At 70.7% G+C, this 20551-nt stretch carries 20 protein-coding genes; 14 read left to right on the top strand and 6 right to left on the bottom strand.

Annotated elements, in window-relative coordinates:
* Positions 1 to 8 precede the first annotated feature (8 nt).
* Together miaB and RIN75_RS20800 are read left to right on the top strand one after the other, a co-directional pair.
* On the top strand, positions 9 to 1478 hold the full coding sequence (miaB, locus tag RIN75_RS20805; RefSeq protein WP_309113646.1) for a tRNA (N6-isopentenyl adenosine(37)-C2)-methylthiotransferase MiaB: 1470 nt from the start codon (positions 9 to 11) through the stop codon (positions 1476 to 1478).
* Positions 1475 to 1948: a hypothetical protein gene (locus tag RIN75_RS20800; protein ID WP_309113645.1), complete on the top strand. Its 474-nt coding sequence runs from the start codon at positions 1475 to 1477 to the stop codon at positions 1946 to 1948. The genes miaB and RIN75_RS20800 overlap by 4 nt, the downstream gene beginning before the upstream one ends.
* A 74-nt stretch (positions 1949 to 2022) precedes the next feature.
* Here the strand turns inward: RIN75_RS20800 and RIN75_RS20795 are convergent, their stop codons facing one another.
* Positions 2023 to 3342: a DUF349 domain-containing protein gene (locus RIN75_RS20795; RefSeq protein ID WP_309113644.1), complete on the bottom strand. Its 1320-nt coding sequence runs from the start codon at positions 3340 to 3342 to the stop codon at positions 2023 to 2025.
* 183 nt (positions 3343 to 3525) lie between these two features.
* Between RIN75_RS20795 and RIN75_RS20790 the strand changes: the two genes are divergently transcribed.
* Genes RIN75_RS20790 through dapF form a run of 3 tightly spaced genes read left to right on the top strand, consistent with a single transcriptional unit; the run spans position 3526 to position 5968 of the window.
* Complete coding sequence (locus tag RIN75_RS20790) at positions 3526 to 4206, top strand: class III extradiol dioxygenase subunit B-like domain-containing protein (protein ID WP_309113643.1); 681 nt, start codon at positions 3526 to 3528, stop codon at positions 4204 to 4206.
* A gap of 24 nt (positions 4207 to 4230) precedes the next feature.
* On the top strand, positions 4231 to 5154 hold the full coding sequence (gene miaA / locus RIN75_RS20785) for a tRNA (adenosine(37)-N6)-dimethylallyltransferase MiaA (protein WP_309113642.1): 924 nt from the start codon (positions 4231 to 4233) through the stop codon (positions 5152 to 5154).
* 10 nt (positions 5155 to 5164) lie between these two features.
* The gene (gene dapF, locus RIN75_RS20780; RefSeq protein ID WP_375295996.1) at positions 5165 to 5968 is read left to right on the top strand and encodes a diaminopimelate epimerase; all 804 of its coding nucleotides are present in this window, start codon (positions 5165 to 5167) and stop codon (positions 5966 to 5968) included.
* Positions 5969 to 5972: 4 nt separating this feature from the next.
* On the opposite strand, the gene RIN75_RS20775 is transcribed toward dapF, so the two are convergent.
* Positions 5973 to 7151 (bottom strand): MFS transporter, encoded by a 1179-nt coding sequence (locus RIN75_RS20775; protein ID WP_309113777.1) that lies wholly within the window; start codon positions 7149 to 7151, stop codon positions 5973 to 5975.
* A gap of 16 nt (positions 7152 to 7167) precedes the next feature.
* The gene (locus tag RIN75_RS20770; RefSeq protein ID WP_375295995.1) at positions 7168 to 8385 is read right to left on the bottom strand and encodes an MFS transporter; all 1218 of its coding nucleotides are present in this window, start codon (positions 8383 to 8385) and stop codon (positions 7168 to 7170) included.
* Between the two features lie 54 nt (positions 8386 to 8439).
* On the opposite strand from RIN75_RS20770, the gene RIN75_RS20765 reads away from it, so the two are divergent.
* Genes RIN75_RS20765 through RIN75_RS20755 form a run of 3 tightly spaced genes read left to right on the top strand, consistent with a single transcriptional unit; the run spans position 8440 to position 11446 of the window.
* Positions 8440 to 8925: a winged helix-turn-helix domain-containing protein gene (locus tag RIN75_RS20765; RefSeq protein WP_309113640.1), complete on the top strand. Its 486-nt coding sequence runs from the start codon at positions 8440 to 8442 to the stop codon at positions 8923 to 8925.
* A gap of 42 nt (positions 8926 to 8967) precedes the next feature.
* Positions 8968 to 10410 (top strand): GTPase HflX, encoded by a 1443-nt coding sequence (hflX, locus tag RIN75_RS20760; RefSeq protein ID WP_309113639.1) that lies wholly within the window; start codon positions 8968 to 8970, stop codon positions 10408 to 10410.
* Positions 10411 to 10450: 40 nt separating this feature from the next.
* Positions 10451 to 11446: a hypothetical protein gene (locus RIN75_RS20755; RefSeq protein ID WP_309113638.1), complete on the top strand. Its 996-nt coding sequence runs from the start codon at positions 10451 to 10453 to the stop codon at positions 11444 to 11446.
* A gap of 492 nt (positions 11447 to 11938) precedes the next feature.
* Here RIN75_RS20755 and lexA read toward each other — a convergent pair whose 3' ends face one another.
* On the bottom strand, positions 11939 to 12637 hold the full coding sequence (gene lexA, locus RIN75_RS20750) for a transcriptional repressor LexA (RefSeq protein ID WP_375295994.1): 699 nt from the start codon (positions 12635 to 12637) through the stop codon (positions 11939 to 11941).
* Positions 12638 to 12857: 220 nt separating this feature from the next.
* Between lexA and RIN75_RS20745 the strand changes: the two genes are divergently transcribed.
* The 6 genes from RIN75_RS20745 to RIN75_RS20725 all read left to right on the top strand — a co-directional run bounded on the left by RIN75_RS20745 (position 12858) and on the right by RIN75_RS20725 (position 18595).
* Positions 12858 to 13352, top strand: a complete 495-nt coding sequence (locus tag RIN75_RS20745; RefSeq protein ID WP_309113637.1) for a LysM peptidoglycan-binding domain-containing protein — start codon at positions 12858 to 12860, stop codon at positions 13350 to 13352.
* A 324-nt stretch (positions 13353 to 13676) separates the two neighbouring features.
* Positions 13677 to 14132: a transcriptional regulator NrdR gene (gene nrdR, locus RIN75_RS20740; protein WP_309113636.1), complete on the top strand. Its 456-nt coding sequence runs from the start codon at positions 13677 to 13679 to the stop codon at positions 14130 to 14132.
* Positions 14133 to 14226: 94 nt separating this feature from the next.
* Positions 14227 to 17061 carry a vitamin B12-dependent ribonucleotide reductase gene (locus RIN75_RS20735; RefSeq protein ID WP_309113635.1) on the top strand — a complete coding sequence of 945 codons (2835 nt, stop codon included), beginning with the start codon at positions 14227 to 14229 and terminating at the stop codon, positions 17059 to 17061.
* 62 nt (positions 17062 to 17123) lie between these two features.
* On the top strand, positions 17124 to 17348 hold the full coding sequence (locus RIN75_RS44175) for a PQQ-binding-like beta-propeller repeat protein (protein ID WP_375295993.1): 225 nt from the start codon (positions 17124 to 17126) through the stop codon (positions 17346 to 17348).
* A 30-nt stretch (positions 17349 to 17378) separates the two neighbouring features.
* Positions 17379 to 18362, top strand: a complete 984-nt coding sequence (locus tag RIN75_RS20730) for an ADP-ribosylglycohydrolase family protein (protein WP_309113634.1) — start codon at positions 17379 to 17381, stop codon at positions 18360 to 18362.
* Positions 18363 to 18451: 89 nt separating this feature from the next.
* Positions 18452 to 18595: a hypothetical protein gene (locus tag RIN75_RS20725; protein WP_309113633.1), complete on the top strand. Its 144-nt coding sequence runs from the start codon at positions 18452 to 18454 to the stop codon at positions 18593 to 18595.
* Positions 18596 to 18698: 103 nt separating this feature from the next.
* Here RIN75_RS20725 and RIN75_RS20720 read toward each other — a convergent pair whose 3' ends face one another.
* Positions 18699 to 19448, bottom strand: a complete 750-nt coding sequence (locus RIN75_RS20720; protein ID WP_309113632.1) for a succinate dehydrogenase/fumarate reductase iron-sulfur subunit — start codon at positions 19446 to 19448, stop codon at positions 18699 to 18701.
* 1 nt (position 19449) lies between these two features.
* A partial coding sequence (locus tag RIN75_RS20715) for an FAD-binding protein (RefSeq protein ID WP_309113631.1) occupies positions 19450 to 20551 on the bottom strand: 1102 nt, incomplete at its 5' end.

The following is a 20551-nucleotide window of genomic DNA, read 5'->3' as shown; positions in this document are numbered from 1 at the left end:
GGGTGGGAGTGACCCGCAGTTACCAGATCCGCACGTTCGGCTGCCAGATGAACGTGCACGACTCCGAGCGCCTGGCCGGGATGCTCGAGGACGCCGGCTACGCGCCCGCGGAGGGTGACGCGACGCCCGACGTGGTGGTGTTCAACACCTGCGCGGTGCGCGAGAACGCGGACAACAAGCTCTACGGCACCCTGGGCCACCTCGCGCCCGCCAAGGCGGCCAACCCGGGCATGCAGATCGCCGTGGGCGGCTGCCTCGCGCAGAAGGACCAGGGCGAGATCGTCAAGCGCGCCCCGTGGGTCGACGTGGTCTTCGGCACGCACAACATCGGGTCGCTGCCGGTGCTGCTCGAACGCGCCCGGCACAACCGCGAGGCCCAGGTCGAGATCCTCGACGCGCTGGAGACCTTCCCGTCCACGCTGCCCGCCCGCCGCGACTCGGCCTACTCGGGCTGGGTGTCGGTGTCGGTCGGCTGCAACAACACGTGCACGTTCTGCATCGTCCCGTCGCTGCGCGGCAAGGAGAAGGACCGCCGGCCGGGCGAGGTGCTGGCCGAGGTGCAGGCGCTGGTCGACGAGGGCGTGCTGGAGGTGACCCTGCTCGGGCAGAACGTCAACTCCTACGGCGTCGAGTTCGGCGACCGGTTCGCCTTCGGCAAGCTGCTGCGCGCGTGCGGCGGCATCGAGGGCCTGGAGCGCGTCCGCTTCACCTCGCCGCACCCGAAGGACTTCACCGACGACGTCATCGCCGCCATGGCCGAGACGCCGAACGTGTGCCACCAGCTGCACATGCCGTTGCAGTCCGGCTCGGACCGCGTGCTGAAGGAGATGCGCCGCTCGTACCGGTCGGCGAAGTACCTGTCCATCCTGGACAAGGTCCGCGAAGCCATGCCGGACGCGGCCATCACCACCGACATCATCGTCGGCTTCCCCGGTGAGACCGAGGAGGACTTCCAGGCCACTTTGGACGTCGTCCGCGCCTCGAAGTTCTCCAGCGCCTTCACCTTCCAGTACTCCAAGCGCCCCGGCACGCCCGCAGCGACGCTGCCCGACCAGCTGCCCAAGGAGGTCGTGCAGGAGCGCTACGACCGCCTGGTGGCGTTGCAGAACGAGATGTCCTGGGAGCAGAACAAGCTCCAGGTCGGCCGCGCGGTGGAGGTCCTGGTCGCCAACGGCGAGGGCCGCAAGGACGCCGAGACCCACCGCCTGTCCGGCCGCGCCCGCGACGGCCGCCTGGTGCACTTCACCCCCGGCGACGCGCACATCCGCCCCGGCGACGTGGTGGAGACCGTCATCACCTACGCCGCCCCGCACAACCTCATCGCCGACGGCCCGCTGGTCGGCCACCGCCGCACCAAGGCGGGCGACCGCTCCGAGGCCGGCATCCGCCCGAAGACGGCGGGTGTCACCCTCGGCCTCCCGAAGTTCGGCGCGCCCGACCCGCTGCCGGCCGCCACGAACGGGTGCGCGGTCGGATGACCGACGACCCGGAAGACCTGGCGGGCCTGCGGGACGAGATCGACCGCGTGGGCCGTTCGGCGGCCAAGCGCTTCGACCCCGGGGCGGGCGCGATGCTGATCGCGGTGGCGGTGCTGGCGATCCTGGTGTCGCTGGTCCTGCCGTGGGTGGACGAGGACACCGGGTTGCGGGTGTTGTTCGGCGAGGCGCCGGCGATGCCCAAGGTGTTCTCGTACGCGGTGCTGGTGGCGGGGGTGCTGTTCCCGGCGGTCACGCTGGCCGTGCGGCGGTGGGCATTGGCGTGGCTGAGCGCCCTGGCGTCCTTCGCGGCGTCGGTGAGCGGGGTCCTGTCGATCTGGATGACCCAGACGACCACGGGTCACCAGCCGGGTCCGGGACCGGGCGCGGGCCTGGTGGTCGCGGTGATCGCCATCGTCGTGCTGCTGGTGAAGTGGCTGAAGATCGCCGCTTCGCGCCCCGCACTGCAATGACCTCGTAAAAGAGCCCCTTCCCGCGGGCGGGAAGGGGCTCTTTCGTGCTTCTTGCTTACCGGTGCTGCTTCGACTTACCGGGTGGCCACGGCCTGCTCGGCCGCCGCCAGCCACTCGCGCCACTGCTTGGCCTGCGCCTCGGCCTGCTCGGCCCGCCGCTTGTCGCCGGCCGACCGGGCCTTCGCCGCCTGGGCCTCGAACTGCTCGACCCGCTCGCGGAACTGCGCCACCCGGGCCTCGGCCTCGGGGTCGGAGCGCCGCCACTGGGCGTCGACCGCGCCGCGCACCTTCTCCTCGATGGCGCGCAGCTTGCCCTCCAGCTCGCGGACCCGCTCGCGCGGGACCTTGCCGATCGCGTCCCAGCGCTCCTGGATGCGGTACAGCTGCTGGCGGGCCGCCTCCAGGTCGTGGCTGGGGTCGATGTGCTCGGCCTCGGCCAGCAGTTCCTCCTTCAGCTTCGCGTTGGCGGCGAACTCCGCGTCACGCTCGCTGAAGGCCTCCGACCGGCGGGCGAAGAACGCGTCCTGCGCCGCGCGGAAGCGCTGCCACAGGGCGTCGTCGGCCTCCTTCGGGGCGCGACCCGCGGCCTTCCACTCGACCATCAGTTCCTTGTAGCGGCCGGCGGTCGGGCCCCAGTCGTCGGACTCGACGAGCTTCTCCGCCTCCTCGACCAGCTCCTGCTTGCGGTTCTTCGCCACACCGCGCTGCCGGTCGAGGTCGGCGAAGTGCGAACCCCGGCGCCGGTTGAACGCGTCGCGCGCCTTGGAGAACCGCCGCCACAGCTGCTCGTCGGTCTTGCGGTCGACCCCGCGGATGGTCTTCCACTCGTCCAGGATCGCCCGCAGGCGGTCGCCGGCGGCCTTCCACTGCGTCGACTCGTTGGCCAGCGTTTCGGCCTCCTCGACCAGCGCCAGCTTCCGGGCGCCCGCCGCCGCGCGCGCCTCGTCCTTGGCGGCCTTGGCGGCCTCCAGGCCCTGCTCGGCGAGCACCAGGACGTACTCGACCCGGGCGGCCAGGGCCGCCAGGTCACCGACGACCGCGGCGTCCTTCAAGCTCTCCTGGACGTGCTTCGCGCTGGTCAGCGCATGCTTCGGGTCGCCCGCCCCGGACGTCAGCCGGGTCACCAGCAGCTCGACCTCGGTGCGGATGTCGTCGAACCGGCGCGCGAAGTGCGCCAGGCCCTCGGCGGGCTCCCCCGCCTGCCACGAACCGACGACCCGCTCACCGTCCGCCGTCTTGACGTAGACGGTGCCGTCCTCGTCCACGCGCCCCCAGCGGTCAGGGTGGTCCGACGCCACGGGGACCGGCGGAGGTACTACCGTCCGGGTCTCCTCGACCACCGCCCCCGTGCCACTGTCACCAGTGGCTTCCGGTGTCGTCTCGTGTTCCGTCATCGCCGGCTTCCTCCTCGCCTGCCCACTTCGTGGTGCCCGTGCCGACCACGGGCGCCCCGCCTACGGCGGGGCCTGAGCACCCGGGTACCGCGACTCTCAATAGTCCCCAGTACCCCGCGCGCATTCAAACAGGTCAAGGCTCGCATCGGTACTGGTGGTGGCCGATGAGTAGCGTGCGTTGCCATGATCTCGCGTGTCGCCGTCGTGCCGCACCCGCCCCTGCTCGTGCCCGAACTCGTGGGTGGAGCCGTCGCCGAAACCCAAGCGGTGCGGGCAGCCTGCCTCGCGGCGGCGCGGGACCTGCGCGCCCACGACGTCGACTGGACCGCCGTCGCGGCCGATCCGACCGGGCCGCGGGTGCTGGAAAACGTTGTCGGATCGTTTCTCGGCTTCGGCGTCGACGTGCCCGTGGCGCTGGCCGAGGGGGCGTCCTCTGTGGAACCGGCGCTGCCCCTGCCCGCCCTGGTGGCGGGGTGGCTGCGCGAACAGGTGGGTGCACGGAGCGTGCGCGTCCACCTCGTGCCGCCGGACCTGCCGACCGCCGAGTGCGTGGCGCTGGGGGCGTCGCTGGGGGGCCGGGCGCTGTTGGTGCTGGGTGACGGGTCTCACCGGCACGGCGAGCAGGCCGTGGGGCGGCCCGACGACCGGGCGGAGCCGTTCGACGAGGCCGTGCGCGAGGCGCTGGTGCACGCCGACACCGAGGCGCTGAAGGCCCTGGACCCGGTGCAGGCCGACGAACTGGGCGCGGCCGGGCGGGCGGCGTGGCAGGTGCTGGCGGGGGTGCCGGGGGCGTGGCGGTGCACGCGCTCGGAGTTCTCGGCGCCCTTCGGCGTCGGCTACCACGTGGCCGTCTGGGAGGCGTAGGAGGCGTCTGGGAGGCTTGGCGGTGTGAACGCGCCCATCGCCGTCGTCGGTCCCACCGCGACCGGCAAGTCCGACCTGGCCGTGCGGCTCGCGGTCGAGCTGGGCGGCGAGGTGGTGAACGCCGACTCGATGCAGCTCTACCGGGGCATGGACATCGGCACCGCCAAGATGACCGTGGCCGAGCGGCGGGGCGTGCCGCACCACCAGCTGGACGTCCTGGACGTCACGCAGACCGCGCACGTGGCCGTCTACCAGCGCGAAGCCCGTGCCGCGATCGAGGACGTGCTGGCCCGGGGGCGGGTGCCGGTGCTGGCGGGCGGCTCCGGGCTGTACGTGCAGGCCGTGCTGGACGACCTGGTGTTCCCCGCCACCGACGAGGCGGTCCGGGCGCGGCTGGAGGACGAGCTGGCGGCCGTCGGGCCGGGCGTCCTGCACGAGCGGCTCGCGCGGCTGGACCCGGCGGCTGCGTTGGCGATCCTGCCGTCCAACGGGCGGCGGGTGGTGCGGGCGCTGGAGGTCATCGAGCTGACCGGGCAGCCGTTCTCGGCGACCCTGCCCCGGCCCGGTCCCGCCCGGTACGGCACCGTGCTGGTCGGCCTGGACCGGAACGCGTCCGAACTGGACCAGCGGGTCGACCTGCGGGTGGCGCGGATGTTCGCGGCCGGCCTGGTGGACGAGGTGCGGGCGTTGGAGGCGCGCGGCCTGCGCGAGGGGCGGACGGCGTCCCGGGCGCTGGGCTACCAGCAGGTGCTGGCGGCGTTCGACGGCGAGTGCGACCTGGCGGCGGCGGCCGAGGAGACCGCGCGGGCGACGCGGCGGTTCGTGCGGCGGCAGCGTTCGTGGTTCCGGCGCGACCGGCGGGTGACGTGGTTCGACGCGGCGGCGCCGGGGTTGTTCGAGGACGTGCTGCGGCTGGTCTCGGCGGGGCCGGGGTCGGGCGCGAAGTAGCCTGGTGGGCGTGGGCGTCGAATTTCTCAAGGGGCACGGCACCGAGAACGACTTCGTGGTGCTGCCCGACCCGGACGGTCTGCTGGACCTGACCGAGGAGCGGGTGCGGGCGCTGTGCGACCGGCAGCGCGGCCTGGGCGCGGACGGCGTGCTGCGGGTGGTGCGGCCCGACTTCGGCCCCTGGTTCATGGACTACCGCAACGCCGACGGCTCCATCGCGGAGATGTGCGGCAACGGCGTTCGCGTGTTCGTGCGGTACCTGGTGTCCGAGGGCCTGATCCCGACCGGCGAGTCCACCATCGGCACGCGCGCCGGCCAGCGGCACGTCATCGCCCACGAGGACGGCACGGTCACCGTGGACATGGGTCCGGCGCGGGTGTTCGGCACGTCCTCGACCACGCTCGGCGGAACGTCGTTCGACGGCGTGGCGGTGGACGTCGGCAACCCGCACTTGGCGTGCGTGACCACCACCCCGGTCGCGGGCTTGGACCTCCTGCGCAACACGCCCACCTTCGATCCCGAGGTGTTCCCCAACGGGGTGAACGTCGAGTACGTGAACGTGCTGAGTGATGGCGCTCTGCGCATGCGCGTCCACGAACGGGGGGTTGGCGAGACCCGTTCGTGTGGCACGGGCACGGTCGCGGCGGTGGCGTCGTGGCTGCACGCCACGGGTCAGCGCGTCGGCAAGGCCACTGTGGACGTCCCGGGTGGACAGGTCTCGGTCGTCGTCGAGGAGGACACCTCGACCCTGACCGGCCCCGCGGTCCTGCTGGCCCGCGGCGAACTGGACCAGGCGTGGTGGGACGCACTCTGACCGCCTAGGCCGCGACCGCCTCCCGCAGCGGCGACACGAGCACCCACCCCACGGCGAGCACCATCCCAACCGACGCCACCCACAACCCACCACGCACACCGACCCACTCGGCGAGCGCCCCGCCCAGCAGCGCACCCAACGGCATCGCGCCCCACGCCAGGAACCGGATCGAGGCGTTCATCCGCCCCATGAGCCGGTCCGGGCACACCGATTGCCGCAAGCTGACCTGGGCCACGTTGTAGACCAACACCCCCATCGTGGGCACGAACACCCCGACGGCAACCACCCACCCGTGCTCCGCCCACGGCACCACCAGCCACGCGGGCTGCGTGCACACCAACGACAACCACACCAGCCGCCGGCCGCCCAGTCGAGCCAACCGCCCCACGAACAGCCCGGCCACGACCCCGCCCGCACTGCAGACCCCCAGCAGCAGCGCCGCCACCCCGGCGGGCAGGTCCAGCACCCGGACCAGGAACACCACGTTGAGCGCGCTCCACACCCCGTTGGCCAGGTTGAACGTGGTCGTGCACAACACCAAGGGCCGCAACAACCCATGCCCGAACACGAACCGCAACCCTTCGCCCATGTCCGCCCACACCCTTCTGCGGGCCACCTCCGGCACGGACTCCGGCGTCCGGATGCGGCTCAGCAGGCCACCGGACAGGGCGAAACTCGCCGTGACCGCGAACAGACCGCCCACCGCCCCGAACACCTCGGCGAACACCCCGGCCAGCGGCTTCCCGGACAACCGCGCGACCTGCTGCGTGGCCATCAACCGGCTGTTGGCGGCCGACAACTCCGCCCGGGGCACCAGCACCGTCACGTACGACAGGGCCGCGACCTCGACGAACACCGACAGCACCCCCACCAGCAGCGCGGCCCCGAGCAGGTACCCGAACGACATCCCGCCGAGCCACCCCACCACCGGCACCGACGCCAGCACGACCGCGCGGCCGAAGTTGCCCCAGACCTGCACCGGCCGCCGCCGCACCCGGTCCACGAACACCCCGACCGGCAGCCCCACCACCAGGAACGCCGCCATGCCCGACGCGGTCAGCAGCGCGACCGCGAACTCGGACACCCCCATCTCGACCGCCACCAGCGGCAACGCGAACACCGACACCGCGCTGCCGAACTGGTTGACCGTGTCGCTCCCCCAGAACAACCGGAAGTCCCGCACCAACCCCCCAAGGTGATCAGGCCGCGACCGCCTCCCGCGCCCGCAACGGCGAGAAGATCACGAACAGCACCGCCAGCGCCTGACCGGCCATCGCCAGCCACAGCGTCCCCACGATCCCGACTTGCCCACCGAGCACACCCCCGACCACCCCGCCCAACGGCATGGAACCCCACACCACGAACCGGATCGACGCGTTCATCCGCCCCAGCAGGTGGTCCGGGCAGATCGACTGCCGGTAGCTGACCTGGGCGATGTTGTAGACGATCGCCCCGTACGCCACCGCGAAGTCGCCGACGAACACGAACACCAGCCGCCAGTCCGCCGCGCCCAGCGGGATCAGCAGGCCGAACGGCTGGGTCACCAGCATGACCAGCCAGATCACCCGCAACTGCCCGAACCGCCGGTTCCACCGGTTCGCGGTCAGCGCGCCCAGCACGCCGCCCATCCCGGCCGAGGTCAGGATCAGCCCGATCACCCCGTCGGACAGGTTCAGCGTCCGGGCCAGGAACAGCACGATGACGGCCATCCCCATGCCGCCGAAGAAGTTCGCCGTGCCGGTCGTGCCGACGATCGCGCGCAACGACCGGTTGCCGAACACGAACCGCAACCCTTCCCCGATCTCCGCCACCAGATTGGGCTTCTCGGATTTCACCGGTTCCGGTTCGTGCGTATGGATCCGCATCAGGAACAGCGCCGAGCACAAGTAACCCACCCCGGTCGCCAGCACACCCTTGGCCGCCCCGACCGCCTGGGCGACACCACCGGCCACCGCCGGCCCGGACACCTCCGCCACGGACTGGCTCGCGGTCAGCTTGGCATTGCCCTCGACCAGTTGATCCCGCCCGACCAGCACCGGCAGGTACGACTGGTAGGCGATGTCGAACATGACCGTGGCCGTGCCCACCAGCAGGGCCACCAGGATCAAGTGAACCAGGGTCAGCGCGCCCAGCCACCACGCCAGCGGCACGGACATCAGCAGGCCGAAGCGGACGAAGTCGGCGGTCAGCATGATCGGGCGCCGCCGCATCCGGTCCACCCACACGCCCGCCGGCAGGCCGATGAGCAGGAACGCGGCGGTGTTCGCCGCCGTCAACAGCCCCATCTGGAAGGGCGTCGCCGCGAGGGTGCCCGCGGCGAGCAGGGGCAGCACGACGCGCCCGACGGACGCGCCGAAGTAGCTGATGGTGTCGCCTGCCCAGAGCAGGCGGAAGTCGCGGTGAGACCACAGGGACACGGGCAGCAGTCTCGCGGGAGTGATTGGAAAGTGTCAATCACTTATCCTGGACCCGTGCAACGACGCCCCGCCACCGAGGCCGAAGCCGCCGCCCTCTCCTCCGCCGTGCGGCTGCGCATCATCCGGCTCACCTACGACCGGGCGATGACCAACAAGGAGATCGCCGAACGCCTTGGCCGCGACCCCGCCACGACCCTCCACCACGTGCGCAAACTCGTCGCCACGGGCTTCCTCGAACCCCAGCCCGCGCGCACCGGCAACCGGGGCGCCCGGGAGATCCCGTACCTGTCCACCGGCCTGTCCTGGCGGCTGTCCGGCGTCGACCCGCACGCCAAGGGCGAGGCCATGCTCCAGGCGTTCCTGTCCGAGGTCGGCGAGCTGGGCCACGACCAGGTCGACCAGACACGCCTGGTGACGAGGGTCAACGCCGGGGAACTAAAACGGCGTCTCCGCACGTTGTTGGATGAGCTGGCCGCTGAACCGGACGACCCGGAAGGGGAGCGTGTGGCGATCTACCTGGCGGTGTACCCAGGCGATTAACCACTCGGCGCCGGCGGCGGGACATGCGACGATGAAGGGCAAATGACGGAAAACACGCACAACAGCAACGACTGGCTCGACCACGACGCCGAGCTGTCCACCGGCGAGTTGGCTCTCGCCGACCGCGCGGCCCTCCGCCGCGTCGCCGGGTTGTCCACCGAACTCGAGGACATCACCGAGGTCGAGTACCGGCAGCTCCGACTGGAGCGCGTCGTGCTGGTCGGCGTGTGGACCGAGGGCACGGCCGCCGACTCCGAGGCCTCGCTCGCCGAACTGGCGCTGCTCGCCGAGACCGCGGGTTCGGAGGTCCTCGAAGGCCTCGTCCAGCGGCGCGACCGGCCCGACCCGGCCACCTACATCGGCTCCGGCAAGGTCGCCGAACTCCGCGACGTCGTGATCGCCACCGGGGCGGACACGGTGATCTGCGACGGTGAGCTCTCCCCCGGCCAGCTGCGGCAGCTGGAGGAGAAGCTCAAGGTCAAGGTCATCGACCGCACCGCGCTGATCCTCGACATCTTCGCCCAGCACGCCTCGACCAAGGAGGGCAAGGCCCAGGTCGAGATGGCGCAGCTGCAGTACCTGCTGCCGCGCCTGCGCGGTTGGGGCGAGTCGCTGTCCCGGCAGGCCGGTGGTCGCGCCGGCGGCGGCAACGGCGGCGTGGGTCTGCGCGGTCCCGGTGAGACCAAGCTGGAGACCGACCGCCGGCGCATCCGGGCACGGATCGCCAAGCTGCGGCGCGAGATCGCGGCGATGAGCGTCATCCGGGAGACCAAGCGCGGCGCGCGGGTGGCCAACGCGGTGCCGAACGTGGCCATCGCGGGGTACACGAACGCGGGCAAGTCCAGCCTGCTCAACGCCCTGACCGGGGCGGGCGTGCTGGTGCAGGACGCCCTGTTCGCGACCCTCGACCCGACCACGAGGCGCACGCAGACCCCCGAGGGGCTGCCGTACACGCTGACCGACACCGTCGGCTTCGTCCGGCACCTGCCGCACCAGCTGGTGGAGGCGTTCCGGTCGACGCTGGAGGAGGTCGCCGACGCGGACCTGCTGGTCCACGTGGTCGACGGGTCCGACGGGATGCCGGAGAAGCAGGTCACGGCGGTGCGCGAGGTGATCTCGGAGATCAGCGAGCGGCACGACTCGATGCCGCACGAGCTGCTGGTGGTCAACAAGATCGACGCGGTGGGCGATCTGGGGCTGGCGCGACTGCGGCACCTGTTCCCGACGGCGGTGTTCGTCTCGGCGCACACCGGCGAGGGCATCGTGGAGCTGCGCGAGCGCATCGCTTCGCTGATCCCGCGCCCGGAGGTCGTGGTGGACGCGCTGGTGCCGTACGCGCGCGGGGAGATCGTGGCGCGCGTGCACCGGGAGGGTGAAGTGCTCAAGGAGCGGCACACCGAGGAGGGGACCGAGCTGAGCGCTCGGGTGCGTCCCGACTTGGCAGGCGTGCTGGAGCAGTTCGCCGTGAACGGAAGCCGCGCCTGATCCCTTGCGCGCACTCCTGGTCGCTCTTTCGGCCTTGATCGTGACGGCCGGTTCCGCTTCGTCGGAACCGGCCGTCACCGATGTCTGCACCATCACCGCTCGCCAGTTGAGCGAGCTGTCCGGCCTGGCTTCCTCCGGTGACGAGTTGTTCGCCGTCAACGACAGCGACAACGGCCGAGTCGAGGTCCGCGTCCTGAACCGCTCCTGCGCCGTGACCCGAACCGTGACCGCCCCCGCCAACCCTTACGACGTAGAGGACCTGGCCCTAGCCGCAGACGGCTCTCTATGGCTGGCCGACACCGGCGACAACGCCAAATCCCGCGAGACCGTAGCCCTGCACGTAATCGCCCCCAACGGCACCTCCCGCCTCTACCGCCTGACCTACCCCGACGGCAAACACGACGCCGAGGCACTCCTCCTGGACGGCGCGGGCATACCCCACATCATCACCAAGGAACCAATCGGCTCGGCCTTGGTCTACCGCCCAACCGCTCCCCTTAATCCCGATGCGCCAACCCCCATGGAACAGGTCGCCCGAGTCTCGATGCGCGGCACCGACACTCCCGGCGGTCCTCTGGAAAGCCCGGTCGTAACCCGCGTCGTGACCGGCGCCGCCATGTCCCACGACGGCCGAGTGGCCGCACTCCGCACTTACACGGACGCCTACCTGTTCCCCGTGCTCAACGGCGACCTGGCCAAATCACTGGAAGCCGACCCAGTCCGCGTCCCCCTACCCAACGAACCCCAAGGCGAGGCCATCGCTTTCGACCCAGACGGCACCCTCCTATCGGCGTCCGAATTCGCCCAGGCCGCAACAACCTCAACCCTCCGAGCCATCCCCTCCGCAACAACCCTGGCCGCCCCACCCGAGCCGACCACCACTCCCCCACCCCCACCCCAGGCCGACAACGCCGCCTCCCCCACCCCGACTCCCGAAGACAGCGGTCCCCCTCTGTGGCCGGTGATCGCCGCCGGAGCCGCCGCACTAACCCTGATCTGGCTATCCCTACGCCACTCCCGCCGCCGCCGGCCCTAACCCCCGAGCGGCCGCCCACCCACCACCACGCCCGACCCAGCGCGGCCGACCGCGGGCATAGCCGACCCGGTCCGCCATGCACCGCCGGCGGCCGACCCGATCCGCCGTGCACCGCCGCGGTAGACCGGTCCGCTGTGCGCCGGAGCACTTGAGAGCCGGCACCAAGCTCAAGTTCCGCCCGCGACCACGCGCATCAAAGCCCCGCCGGCGACTCGCACCAACCTCCGCCAGCGCTTGCCGTGCCTCCGCCAGCGCTTGCCGTGCCTTTGTCGGCACCTGCGTCGTCGGCACGTGCCTTCGTCAGCGGCCTGGCTCGGCTGGCACCCGAGCCGTCAAGCCGGGGCGAGTCGAGCGGGGCGGGGCGGGCGAAGCGGGGGCGAAGTTGCTGGTCGTGGCCCCGCCGCGCGTTCCTTCCAATCACGGGACGCGCGAGTCCCGAAGTGGTTCCGAAACTCGCATGTCACTCGATCGGGTGAGACTCGAACCGGCCGCTCAAAGCCGGCGCAGCACCGCCGTCACCTTGCCCAGGATGGTCGCCTCGTCCCCCAGGATCGGCTCGTACGCCGGGTTGTGCGGCAGCAGCCACACGTGGTCGTCCTTGCGCTTGAACGTCTTCACCGTCGCCTCGCCGTCGATCATCGCCGCGACGACGTCACCGTTGTCGGCCGTCGGCTGCTGCCGCACGACCACCCAGTCACCGTCCGTGATGGCTGCATCCACCATCGAGTCGCCGACGACCTTCAGCAGGAACACCTCGCCCTCGCCGACCAGGTCGCGGGGCAGCGGGAACACGTCCTCGATCGCCTCCTCGGCCAGGATCGGGCCACCGGCGGCGATCCGGCCGAGCATCGGCACGTAGGCGGGCGTCGGCTTGGAGGCCGGGTCGAGGCCGGTCACGATCTCCGTCGGCAGGACGCCGACCGCGCGCGGGCGGTTCGGGTCGCGGCGGAGGAAGCCCTTGCGTTCCAGGGCGCGCAGCTGGTGGGCCACCGACGAGGTGGACGTGAGCCCGACCGCCTCGCCGATCTCCCGCACGCTGGGCGGGTAGCCGAACCGGTCCAGCCAGTCCCGGATCACGTCGAGCACCTTGCGCTGGCGCAGGGTCAGCCCCGCGTTGCCCGCGATGTCCCCGGGTTCGGGCACGGAGGGCACATCGGCGATGCGCAGGTCGTCATTGCTCTTGCGAACCACGGTGCTTCCCTCCTCACCGGTCCCGATCGCCCAGGCCGGCTGTTACGTCGATCTTCAGTTGTCGAAGGTAGTCGCACTCGTTGCCCAGATCAAACACCTGTTCGAAGTAAGTGTCGGCGTGTCCTTCCCGTTCCGCCGGTCGAAGTGGTAGACATTCGCACGGACGTTCGATCGAACAAGAGTTCGATCATGATCGTTTGACCTGCGACGGGAGGACGTCATGGCAGTGGTGGTCGGTACGCGGAGCGGGTTCGAACTCGTGGACGGCGCCGTTGCGGAGGACGTGCTGCGCGGCGAGCCGCTCCGGCCCGGACCGCGGGTCCTGCGCAGTTTCCCGACCGATCAGCGCCGTCCGACGACCCCGCGCCCCCGGCCGCTCGCCGTGCACACCGCCCCCGAGGCCGCCGCGTGCACCGCCCGCGAGGAGCGCCACCCGGCCGTCCAGTTCGCCCGCTACGCCGCCGTCGCCGTCGTCGCGGCGGTCACCCTCAGCCTGCTGTACCTGTTCGCCTCCGGCGCCGCCACGGTCCCCGAACGCACCAGCGTCGTGCACGTCCAGGTGGGTGAGACGCTCTGGGACATCGCCGAGCGCACCGCCCCGGACAGCGACCCCGAGGCCGTCGTGGTCCGCATCAAGGAACTGAACCGGCTCGCCGACTCCTCGGTCAAGCCCGGCCAGGCGCTCGTCGTCCCGGACGGGCGCACCGACGGCTGACCCCTCCTCCTCACGTCCGGTCCGGGGCCGGCACCCTGTGCGGGTGCCGGCCCTCGTCGCGTCCGGCTGCCGAGTGCCCGGCCGCCGGGTGTGCGGCCCTCGACGCCTCCCCGTGATCGCCGAGTCGCGGTGCGTCGTGCGTCGCGGTTCACTCGACAGCGCGTCCCGCGACACGCCGCGTTCAGCTTGCGCCATCTAGGCGACGGGCATAGGTTGACCCCTACATCTAGTGGTTACACCGTTGTAGTTAGTCCACAGGTTGTGGGTTTCCCCTTCAGGCGGGCTGACGCGACGGGTGCTGCGCCGGGGAGGGGTGAGCCAGTCGTGCGCTGTCCGTTCTGCCGCAACTCGGACTCCCGCGTGGTCGACTCGCGCGAGGTGGACGAGGGCCAGGTGATCCGCCGCCGACGCTCCTGCTCCAGCTGCGGGCGCCGCTTCACCACCGTCGAGGAAGCGGTGCTCGCGGTGGTCAAGCGCTCCGGCGTGACCGAGCCGTTCAGCCGGGACAAGGTGGTCACCGGCGTCCGCCGCGCGTGCCAGGGCCGGCCCGTCGACGAGGACGCCCTGTCGCTGCTGGCCCAGCGCGTCGAGGAGTCGATCCGCTCCACCGGGTGCGCCGAGATCCCGAGCCACGAGGTGGGGCTCGCGATCCTCGGGCCGCTCAGAGAGCTGGACGAAGTCGCGTACCTCCGCTTCGCCAGCGTGTACCGCTCCTTCTCCTCGGTCGAGGACTTCGAGAAGGAGATCGCGGACCTGCGCAGCGCGCAGCACTCCGAATAGCACTCACACAGACTTCCCGCGGCCGTTTCGGACGGGAGCCCGGACGTTGGCCGCCCCCAGGCATTTCGAGTGACGGAAGAAAGAGGAACGGGGAATGACGGAGACCGTTGGCGGCTCCAGCAAGAAGACCGCCACCCAGAACGGCGCGGGGGACAGGCAGCGCCTGAAGGTGGAGCGCGTCTACACCACCGAGGGTGTGCACCCGTACGACGAGGTGACCTGGGAGCGCCGCGACGTCGTCATGACGAACTGGCGCGACGGCTCGATCAACTTCGAGCAGCGCGGTGTGGAGTTCCCCGACTTCTGGTCGGTCAACGCGACCAACATCGTGACCAGCAAGTACTTCCGCGGCGCGGTGGGCACGCCGCAGCGCGAGCACAGCCTGCGCCAGCTCATCGACCGCGTGGTGAAGACCTACGTCGAGGCGGGCGTCAAGCACGGCTACTTCGGCTCCGGCAAGGACGCCGAGGTGTTCGAGCACGAGCTGACCTGGATGCTGCTGCACCAGGTGTTCAGCTTCAACTCGCCGGTGTGGTTCAACGTGGGCACCAGCTCGCCGCAGCAGGTCAGCGCGTGCTTCATCCTCGCCGTGGACGACACGATGGAGTCGATCCTCAACTGGTACCGCGAGGAGGGCCTGATCTTCAAGGGCGGGTCGGGCGCGGGCCTGAACCTGTCCCGCATCCGGTCGTCCAAGGAGCTGCTGTCCTCCGGCGGCACCGCGTCCGGCCCGGTGTCGTTCATGCGCGGCGCGGACGCGTCCGCGGGCACCATCAAGTCCGGTGGCGCGACGCGCCGCGCGGCGAAGATGGTCGTGCTCGACGTGGACCACCCGGACATCGAGGAGTTCATCGAGACCAAGGCTCGCGAAGAGGACAAGGTCCGCGCGCTGCGCGACGCCGGGTTCGACATGGACCTGGGCGGCAAGGACATCGTGTCCGTGCAGTACCAGAACGCGAACAACTCGATCCGCGTGTCGGACGAGTTCATGCACGCCTACGAGAACGGCGGCCAGTTCGGCCTGCGCGCCCGGCTGACCGGCGAGGTCATCGAGACCGTCGACGCCAAGAGCCTGTTCCGCAAGCTGGCGCAGGCGGCGTGGGAGTGCGCCGACCCCGGCATCCAGTACGACGGCACGATCAACGACTGGCACACCACGCCGGAGTCTGGCCGGATCACCGCGTCCAACCCGTGCTCGGAGTACATGCACCTGGACAACTCCAGCTGCAACCTGGCGTCGTTGAACCTGATGAAGTTCCTCAAGGACGACGGCCTGTTCGACGCGGAGCTGTTCGCGAAGTCGGTCGAGTTCGTGATCACCGCGATGGAGATCTCCATCAGCTTCGCGGACTTCCCGACCGAGCCGATCGCGGAGACCACCCGCAAGTTCCGCCAGCTGGGCATCGGCTACGCGAACCTGGGCGCGCTGCTCATGGCGACCGGTCACGCGTACGACTCCGAGGGCGGCCGTGCGCTGGCCGCATCCATCACGTCGCTGATGCAGGCCGTGGCGTACAAGCGGTCCGCGGAGCTGGCCGGGATCGTCGGCCCGTACGAGGGTTACGCCCGCAACGCCGAGGCGCACCAGCGGGTCATCCGCAAGCACGCGGCGGCCAACGACCTGATCCGCACCTACCACGCCAACGACGCCCAGGTGCAGAAGCTGGCGACGCGCGTGTGGCAGGAGGGCATCCAGGTCGGCGCCAAGAACGGCTGGCGCAACGCCCAGGCCTCGGTGCTCGCGCCCACCGGCACCATCGGCCTGATGATGGACTGCGACACGACCGGCATCGAGCCGGACCTGGCGCTGGTGAAGTTCAAGAAGCTGGTCGGCGGCGGCTCCATGCAGATCGTCAACCAGACGGTGCCGCGCGCGCTGAAGGCGTTGGGGTACCAGCAGGAGCAGATCGAGGCGATCGTCGAGTACATCGGCGAGCACGGCCACGTGGTCGACGCCCCGGGTCTGCGCCAGGAGCACTACGAGGTGTTCGACTGCGCGATGGGCGAGCGCTCCATCGCGCCGATGGGCCACGTGCGGATGATGGCCGCGGTGCAGCCGTTCATCTCGGGCGCGATCTCCAAGACGGTGAACATGCCGGAGTCGGCGACCGTCGAGGACGTCGAGGAGATCTACTACCAGGGCTGGAAGCTGGGCCTGAAGGCGCTCGCGATCTACCGCGACAACTGCAAGGTCGGCCAGCCGCTGTCGGCGGGCAAGTCCGCGAAGTCCACTTCGGACACCAAGGCGCCGGAGACGGTCGTCGAGTACCGGCCGGTCCGCAAGCGGCTGCCGAAGAAGCGCCCGTCCCAGACGGTGTCGTTCACCGTGGGCGGCGCCGAGGGCTACCTGCACGCCGGTTCGTACCCGGACGACGGCCTGGGCGAGATCTTCGTCAAGCTGGGCAAGCAGGGTTCGACGCTGGCCGGCGTGATGGACGCGTTCTCGATGTCCATCTCGGTGGGTCTGCAGTACGGCATCCCGCTGGAGTTCTACGTCTCGAAGTTCCAGAACCTGCGCTTCGAGCCGGCGGGCATGACCGACGACCCGGACGTGCGCATCGCGACCAGCGTCCTGGACTACCTGTTCCGCCGCTTGGCCCTGGACTACCTGCCGTTCGAGAAGCGCGCCCAGCTGGGCATCTTCACCGCCGATGAGCGCACCGCGCAGGTGTCCCAGGACTACGGCAACAGCTCCGACGTGGACCTGGAGGGCCTGCGGACGTCCGTCGACGCCTCCCCGGCCCCGGCGGTGGAGGAGAAGAAGAAGTCGTCCGCCGACGTGAAGGTCGGCAGCTCGACGGAACTCCTCGAACTCCACCTCGGCACGACGGCCGACGCACCGCTGTGCATGACGTGCGGCACGAAGATGCGCCCGGCCGGCTCCTGCTACCTCTGCGAGGGCTGCGGCTCGACGTCGGGTTGCAGCTGATGTAGCTGGTCGGAAGCGGGGAGTCTGCGTCTTCGCAGGCTCCCCGCTTCCTTGCGACCGCGGTGGACGGTCGCCTCGGGTGGCGGTTCGACATCGGCCGGCCGCTGATGGGCGGGGTTCAAGCGGTCGATGACGGGTTCGCGGTGGCTGCGCTCGCGGGGACGCTGTATCGGCTCGACCGGAGTGGGGGACGTCCGTGGACGCGTGCAGCTCGCCCGGCGGATCACCGCACTGGAACCTTCCGGGTACTTGATGACCAAGGGCACCCTGCTCTCCTTCTCGGCTAGTTTGTTGCCGGGGTCGAGGAGGGGGCGGCAGTGAGGGCTAGTGGCAGTCTGTTCGGGTTGGCGTACGGGGACGCGTTGGGGGCGGCGACGGAGTTCCTGTCCGTGGCCGAGATCGAGCGGCGGTTCGGGGTCGGGGGGCCGGCGGATCTTGAAGGGGAGCCTGCGAAGGTCACCGACGACACGCAGATGACGTTGGCGGTGGCGCGGGCGTTGACGGACGTCGTGCCGTGGCCCGAGCCGGTCGAGGCGGCGTTGCGGCGGCACTTCGTGGACTGGTGGCGTGACCCCGAGAACAACCGCGCGCCCGGGCTGACGTGCCTGGAAGCGTGTGAACGGCTGGCCACCGGGCTGTCCTGGACCGAGGCGAGCCGCCGCCGGTCCAAGGGGTGCGGGGCGAACATGCGGGTCGCGCCGGTCGGGCTGGTGCACGGTTGGGAGGACCGGACCCGTGCCGCCGTCGCCCAGTTCCAGTCCGCGCTCACCCACGGCCACCCGACGGCGCTCGCCGCGTCCGAGCTGACCGCGTTCGCCGTGCACTGGCTGCGCTCCGGCCTGCCTCCGCGCGACCTGCCCGCCGCCCTGCGCACCCGCGCCCACGAGCAGCGCACCACCTACCACGGCGACTGGCTCGAAGATTTGTGGACCGGCCCCGCCGCCACCACCCCGGAGGACTTCATCGCCCGCGGCTGGGACGAGTGCCTGCGCGTCCTCGACAACCTCGACATGGCCCTCGCCCACCCCGATCCGGACGAGGACCCGTGCCGGGCGACCGGCGAGGGCTGGGTGGCGGAAGAGGCCCTGGGCACCGCCTTGCACTGCTTCCTGCTGTTCCCCGACGACCCGGTCCGGGTGCTGCGCCGAGCGGCCACGACGTCCGGTGACTCGGACTCGATCGCCTGCCTGGCGGGCGCGTTCGCGGGCGCGCACCACGGCTTCGAGGCGTGGCCGGAAGACTGGTCGCACCGCATCGAGTACAGCGCGGAACTCGCCCACTTCGGCCGCCTCTGGGACTGAGCCAAGCCTCCACGGAACCTCCACGCGATCTCCACACCGATCCGGCAACGCCACCCCCGCACCACCCGTCCCACAACAGGACGAGAGGAGTGGACTGGAGCGATGCCGTGTTCGTGCGGCTGCGGCGGGCGTTGGGGCCGCGGCTGGAACTGATGGTCCTGCTGATCGCGGAAGTCGTGGCGCTGGGCTACTACCGCGCTCGACGGCCACACCGTCCCGCACACGCGGGTTGACCAGCGTGCACCGCACGTGCTCGGCCACCGCCGACCCAGTGCCGCGCGCTGTCGAATTCCACGGCACCAGGGTCGGCGAGTCACCCAACCGAGCGCAATGCGTTTACGACCTCCGGAACAGCTTGTTGCCCAGCCACACGATCGGGTCGTAGCGGCGGTCGGCGACGCGTTCCTTCATCGGGATCAGGGCGTTGTCGGTGATCTTGATGTGCTCCGGGCAGACCTCCGTGCAGCACTTGGTGATGTTGCACAGCCCCAGGCCGTGCGACGACTGCGCCGCGTCCACCCGGTCCGCCTCGTCCAGCGGGTGCATCTCCAGCTCCGCCACGCGCATCAGGAACCGCGGCCCGGAGAACGCCTCCTTGTTCTCCTCGTGGTCGCGGATGACGTGGCAGGTGTTCTGGCACAGGAAGCACTCGATGCACTTCCGGAACTCCTGCGACCGCTCGACGTCCACCTGGGACATCCGGTAGTCACCCGGCGCCACCCCCTTGGGCGGCTGGAACGCCGGGATCTCGCGCGCCTTCTGGTAGTTGTACGACACGTCCGTCACCAGGTCGCGGATGACGGGAAACGTCCGCATCGGCGTCACGGTCACCACCTCGTCCTCCGCGAACACCGACATCCGCGTCATGCACAGCAGCCGCGGCCGGCCGTTGACCTCCGCCGAGCACGAGCCGCACTTGCCCGCCTTGCAGTTCCACCGCACGGCCAGGTCCGCGGCCTGAGTCGCCTGCAACCGGTGGATGATGTCGAGCACGACCTCGCCCTCGTTCACCTCGACGGTGAAGTCCTCCAGGCCGCCCCCGTCCGCATCACCGCGCCACACCCTGAAGTGCCCCTGGTACCCCATGTCAGCCCTCCAGTTCCTCGGCGGTCAGGTACTTCTGCAACTCGCTGTGCTCGAACAGGGCCAACAGGTCGGACCGGATCGGGATCTGCGGCTCCTCCGCCACCGACACCTCGCCGCCGGACGCCTTGCACACCAACAACTTCCGCCGCCACGACGAGTCCATCCCGGGGTAGTCGTCGCGCGTGTGGCCGCCCCGGCTCTCGGTGCGCAGCAACGCGGCCCGCGCCACGCACTCGCTGACCAGCAGCATGTTCCGCAGGTCCAGGGCCAGGTGCCAACCGGGGTTGAACTGCCGGTGCCCCTCGACGGACAGCGTTTCCGCCCGCCGCTTGAGGTCGTCCAGCCGCTTCAACGCCTGTTCCATCTCGTCGGCCCGCCGGATGATGCCGACCAGGTCGTTCATCACCTGCTGCAACTCCATGTGCAGCGTGTACGGGTTCTCCCCGCCCTCACGCGAGAACGGTTCCACCGCAACGCGTTGCGCCTCGGCGACCGCTTCCTCCGAGCACACCGGACGCGACGGCAGCCCGGACACGTAGTTCGCCGCGCCCTCCCCCGCCCGCCGGCCGAACACCAGCAGGTCGGACAGCGAGTTGCCGCCCAACCGGTTCGAGCCGTGCATGCCGCCGGACACCTCGCCCGCCGCGAACAACCCCGGCACCGACGACGCCCCGGTGTCCGGGTCGACCTGCACGCCGCCCATCACGTAGTGGCAGGTCGGCCCGACCTCCATGGGCTGCGCGGTGATGTCGACGTCCGCCAGCTCCTTGAACTGGTGGTGCATCGACGGCAGCCGCCGGGTGATCTCCTCGGCCGGCAACCGGGTCGACACGTCGAGGAACACCCCGCCGTGCTCGGTGCCGCGCCCCGCCTTGACCTCGGAGTTGATCGCCCGCGCCACCTCGTCGCGGGGCAGCAGCTCCGGCGGGCGGCGGTTGTTGTCCGGGTCGGTGTACCAGCGGTCGGCTTCCTCGGGGTTGTCGGCGTACTTGTCCTTGAACACCTCGGGGATGTAGTCGAACATGAACCGCTTGCCGTCGGAGTTGCGCAGCACGCCGCCGTCGCCGCGGACCGACTCGGTGACCAGGATGCCCTTCACCGAC

Origin of the sequence: Saccharothrix sp., assembly GCF_031180885.1 — a bacterium.
Classification (GTDB): Bacteria; Actinomycetota; Actinomycetes; order Mycobacteriales; family Pseudonocardiaceae; genus Actinosynnema.
Note: the sequence above shows the minus strand (reverse complement) of the source record. Positions and strands in the feature narration are given on the sequence as shown.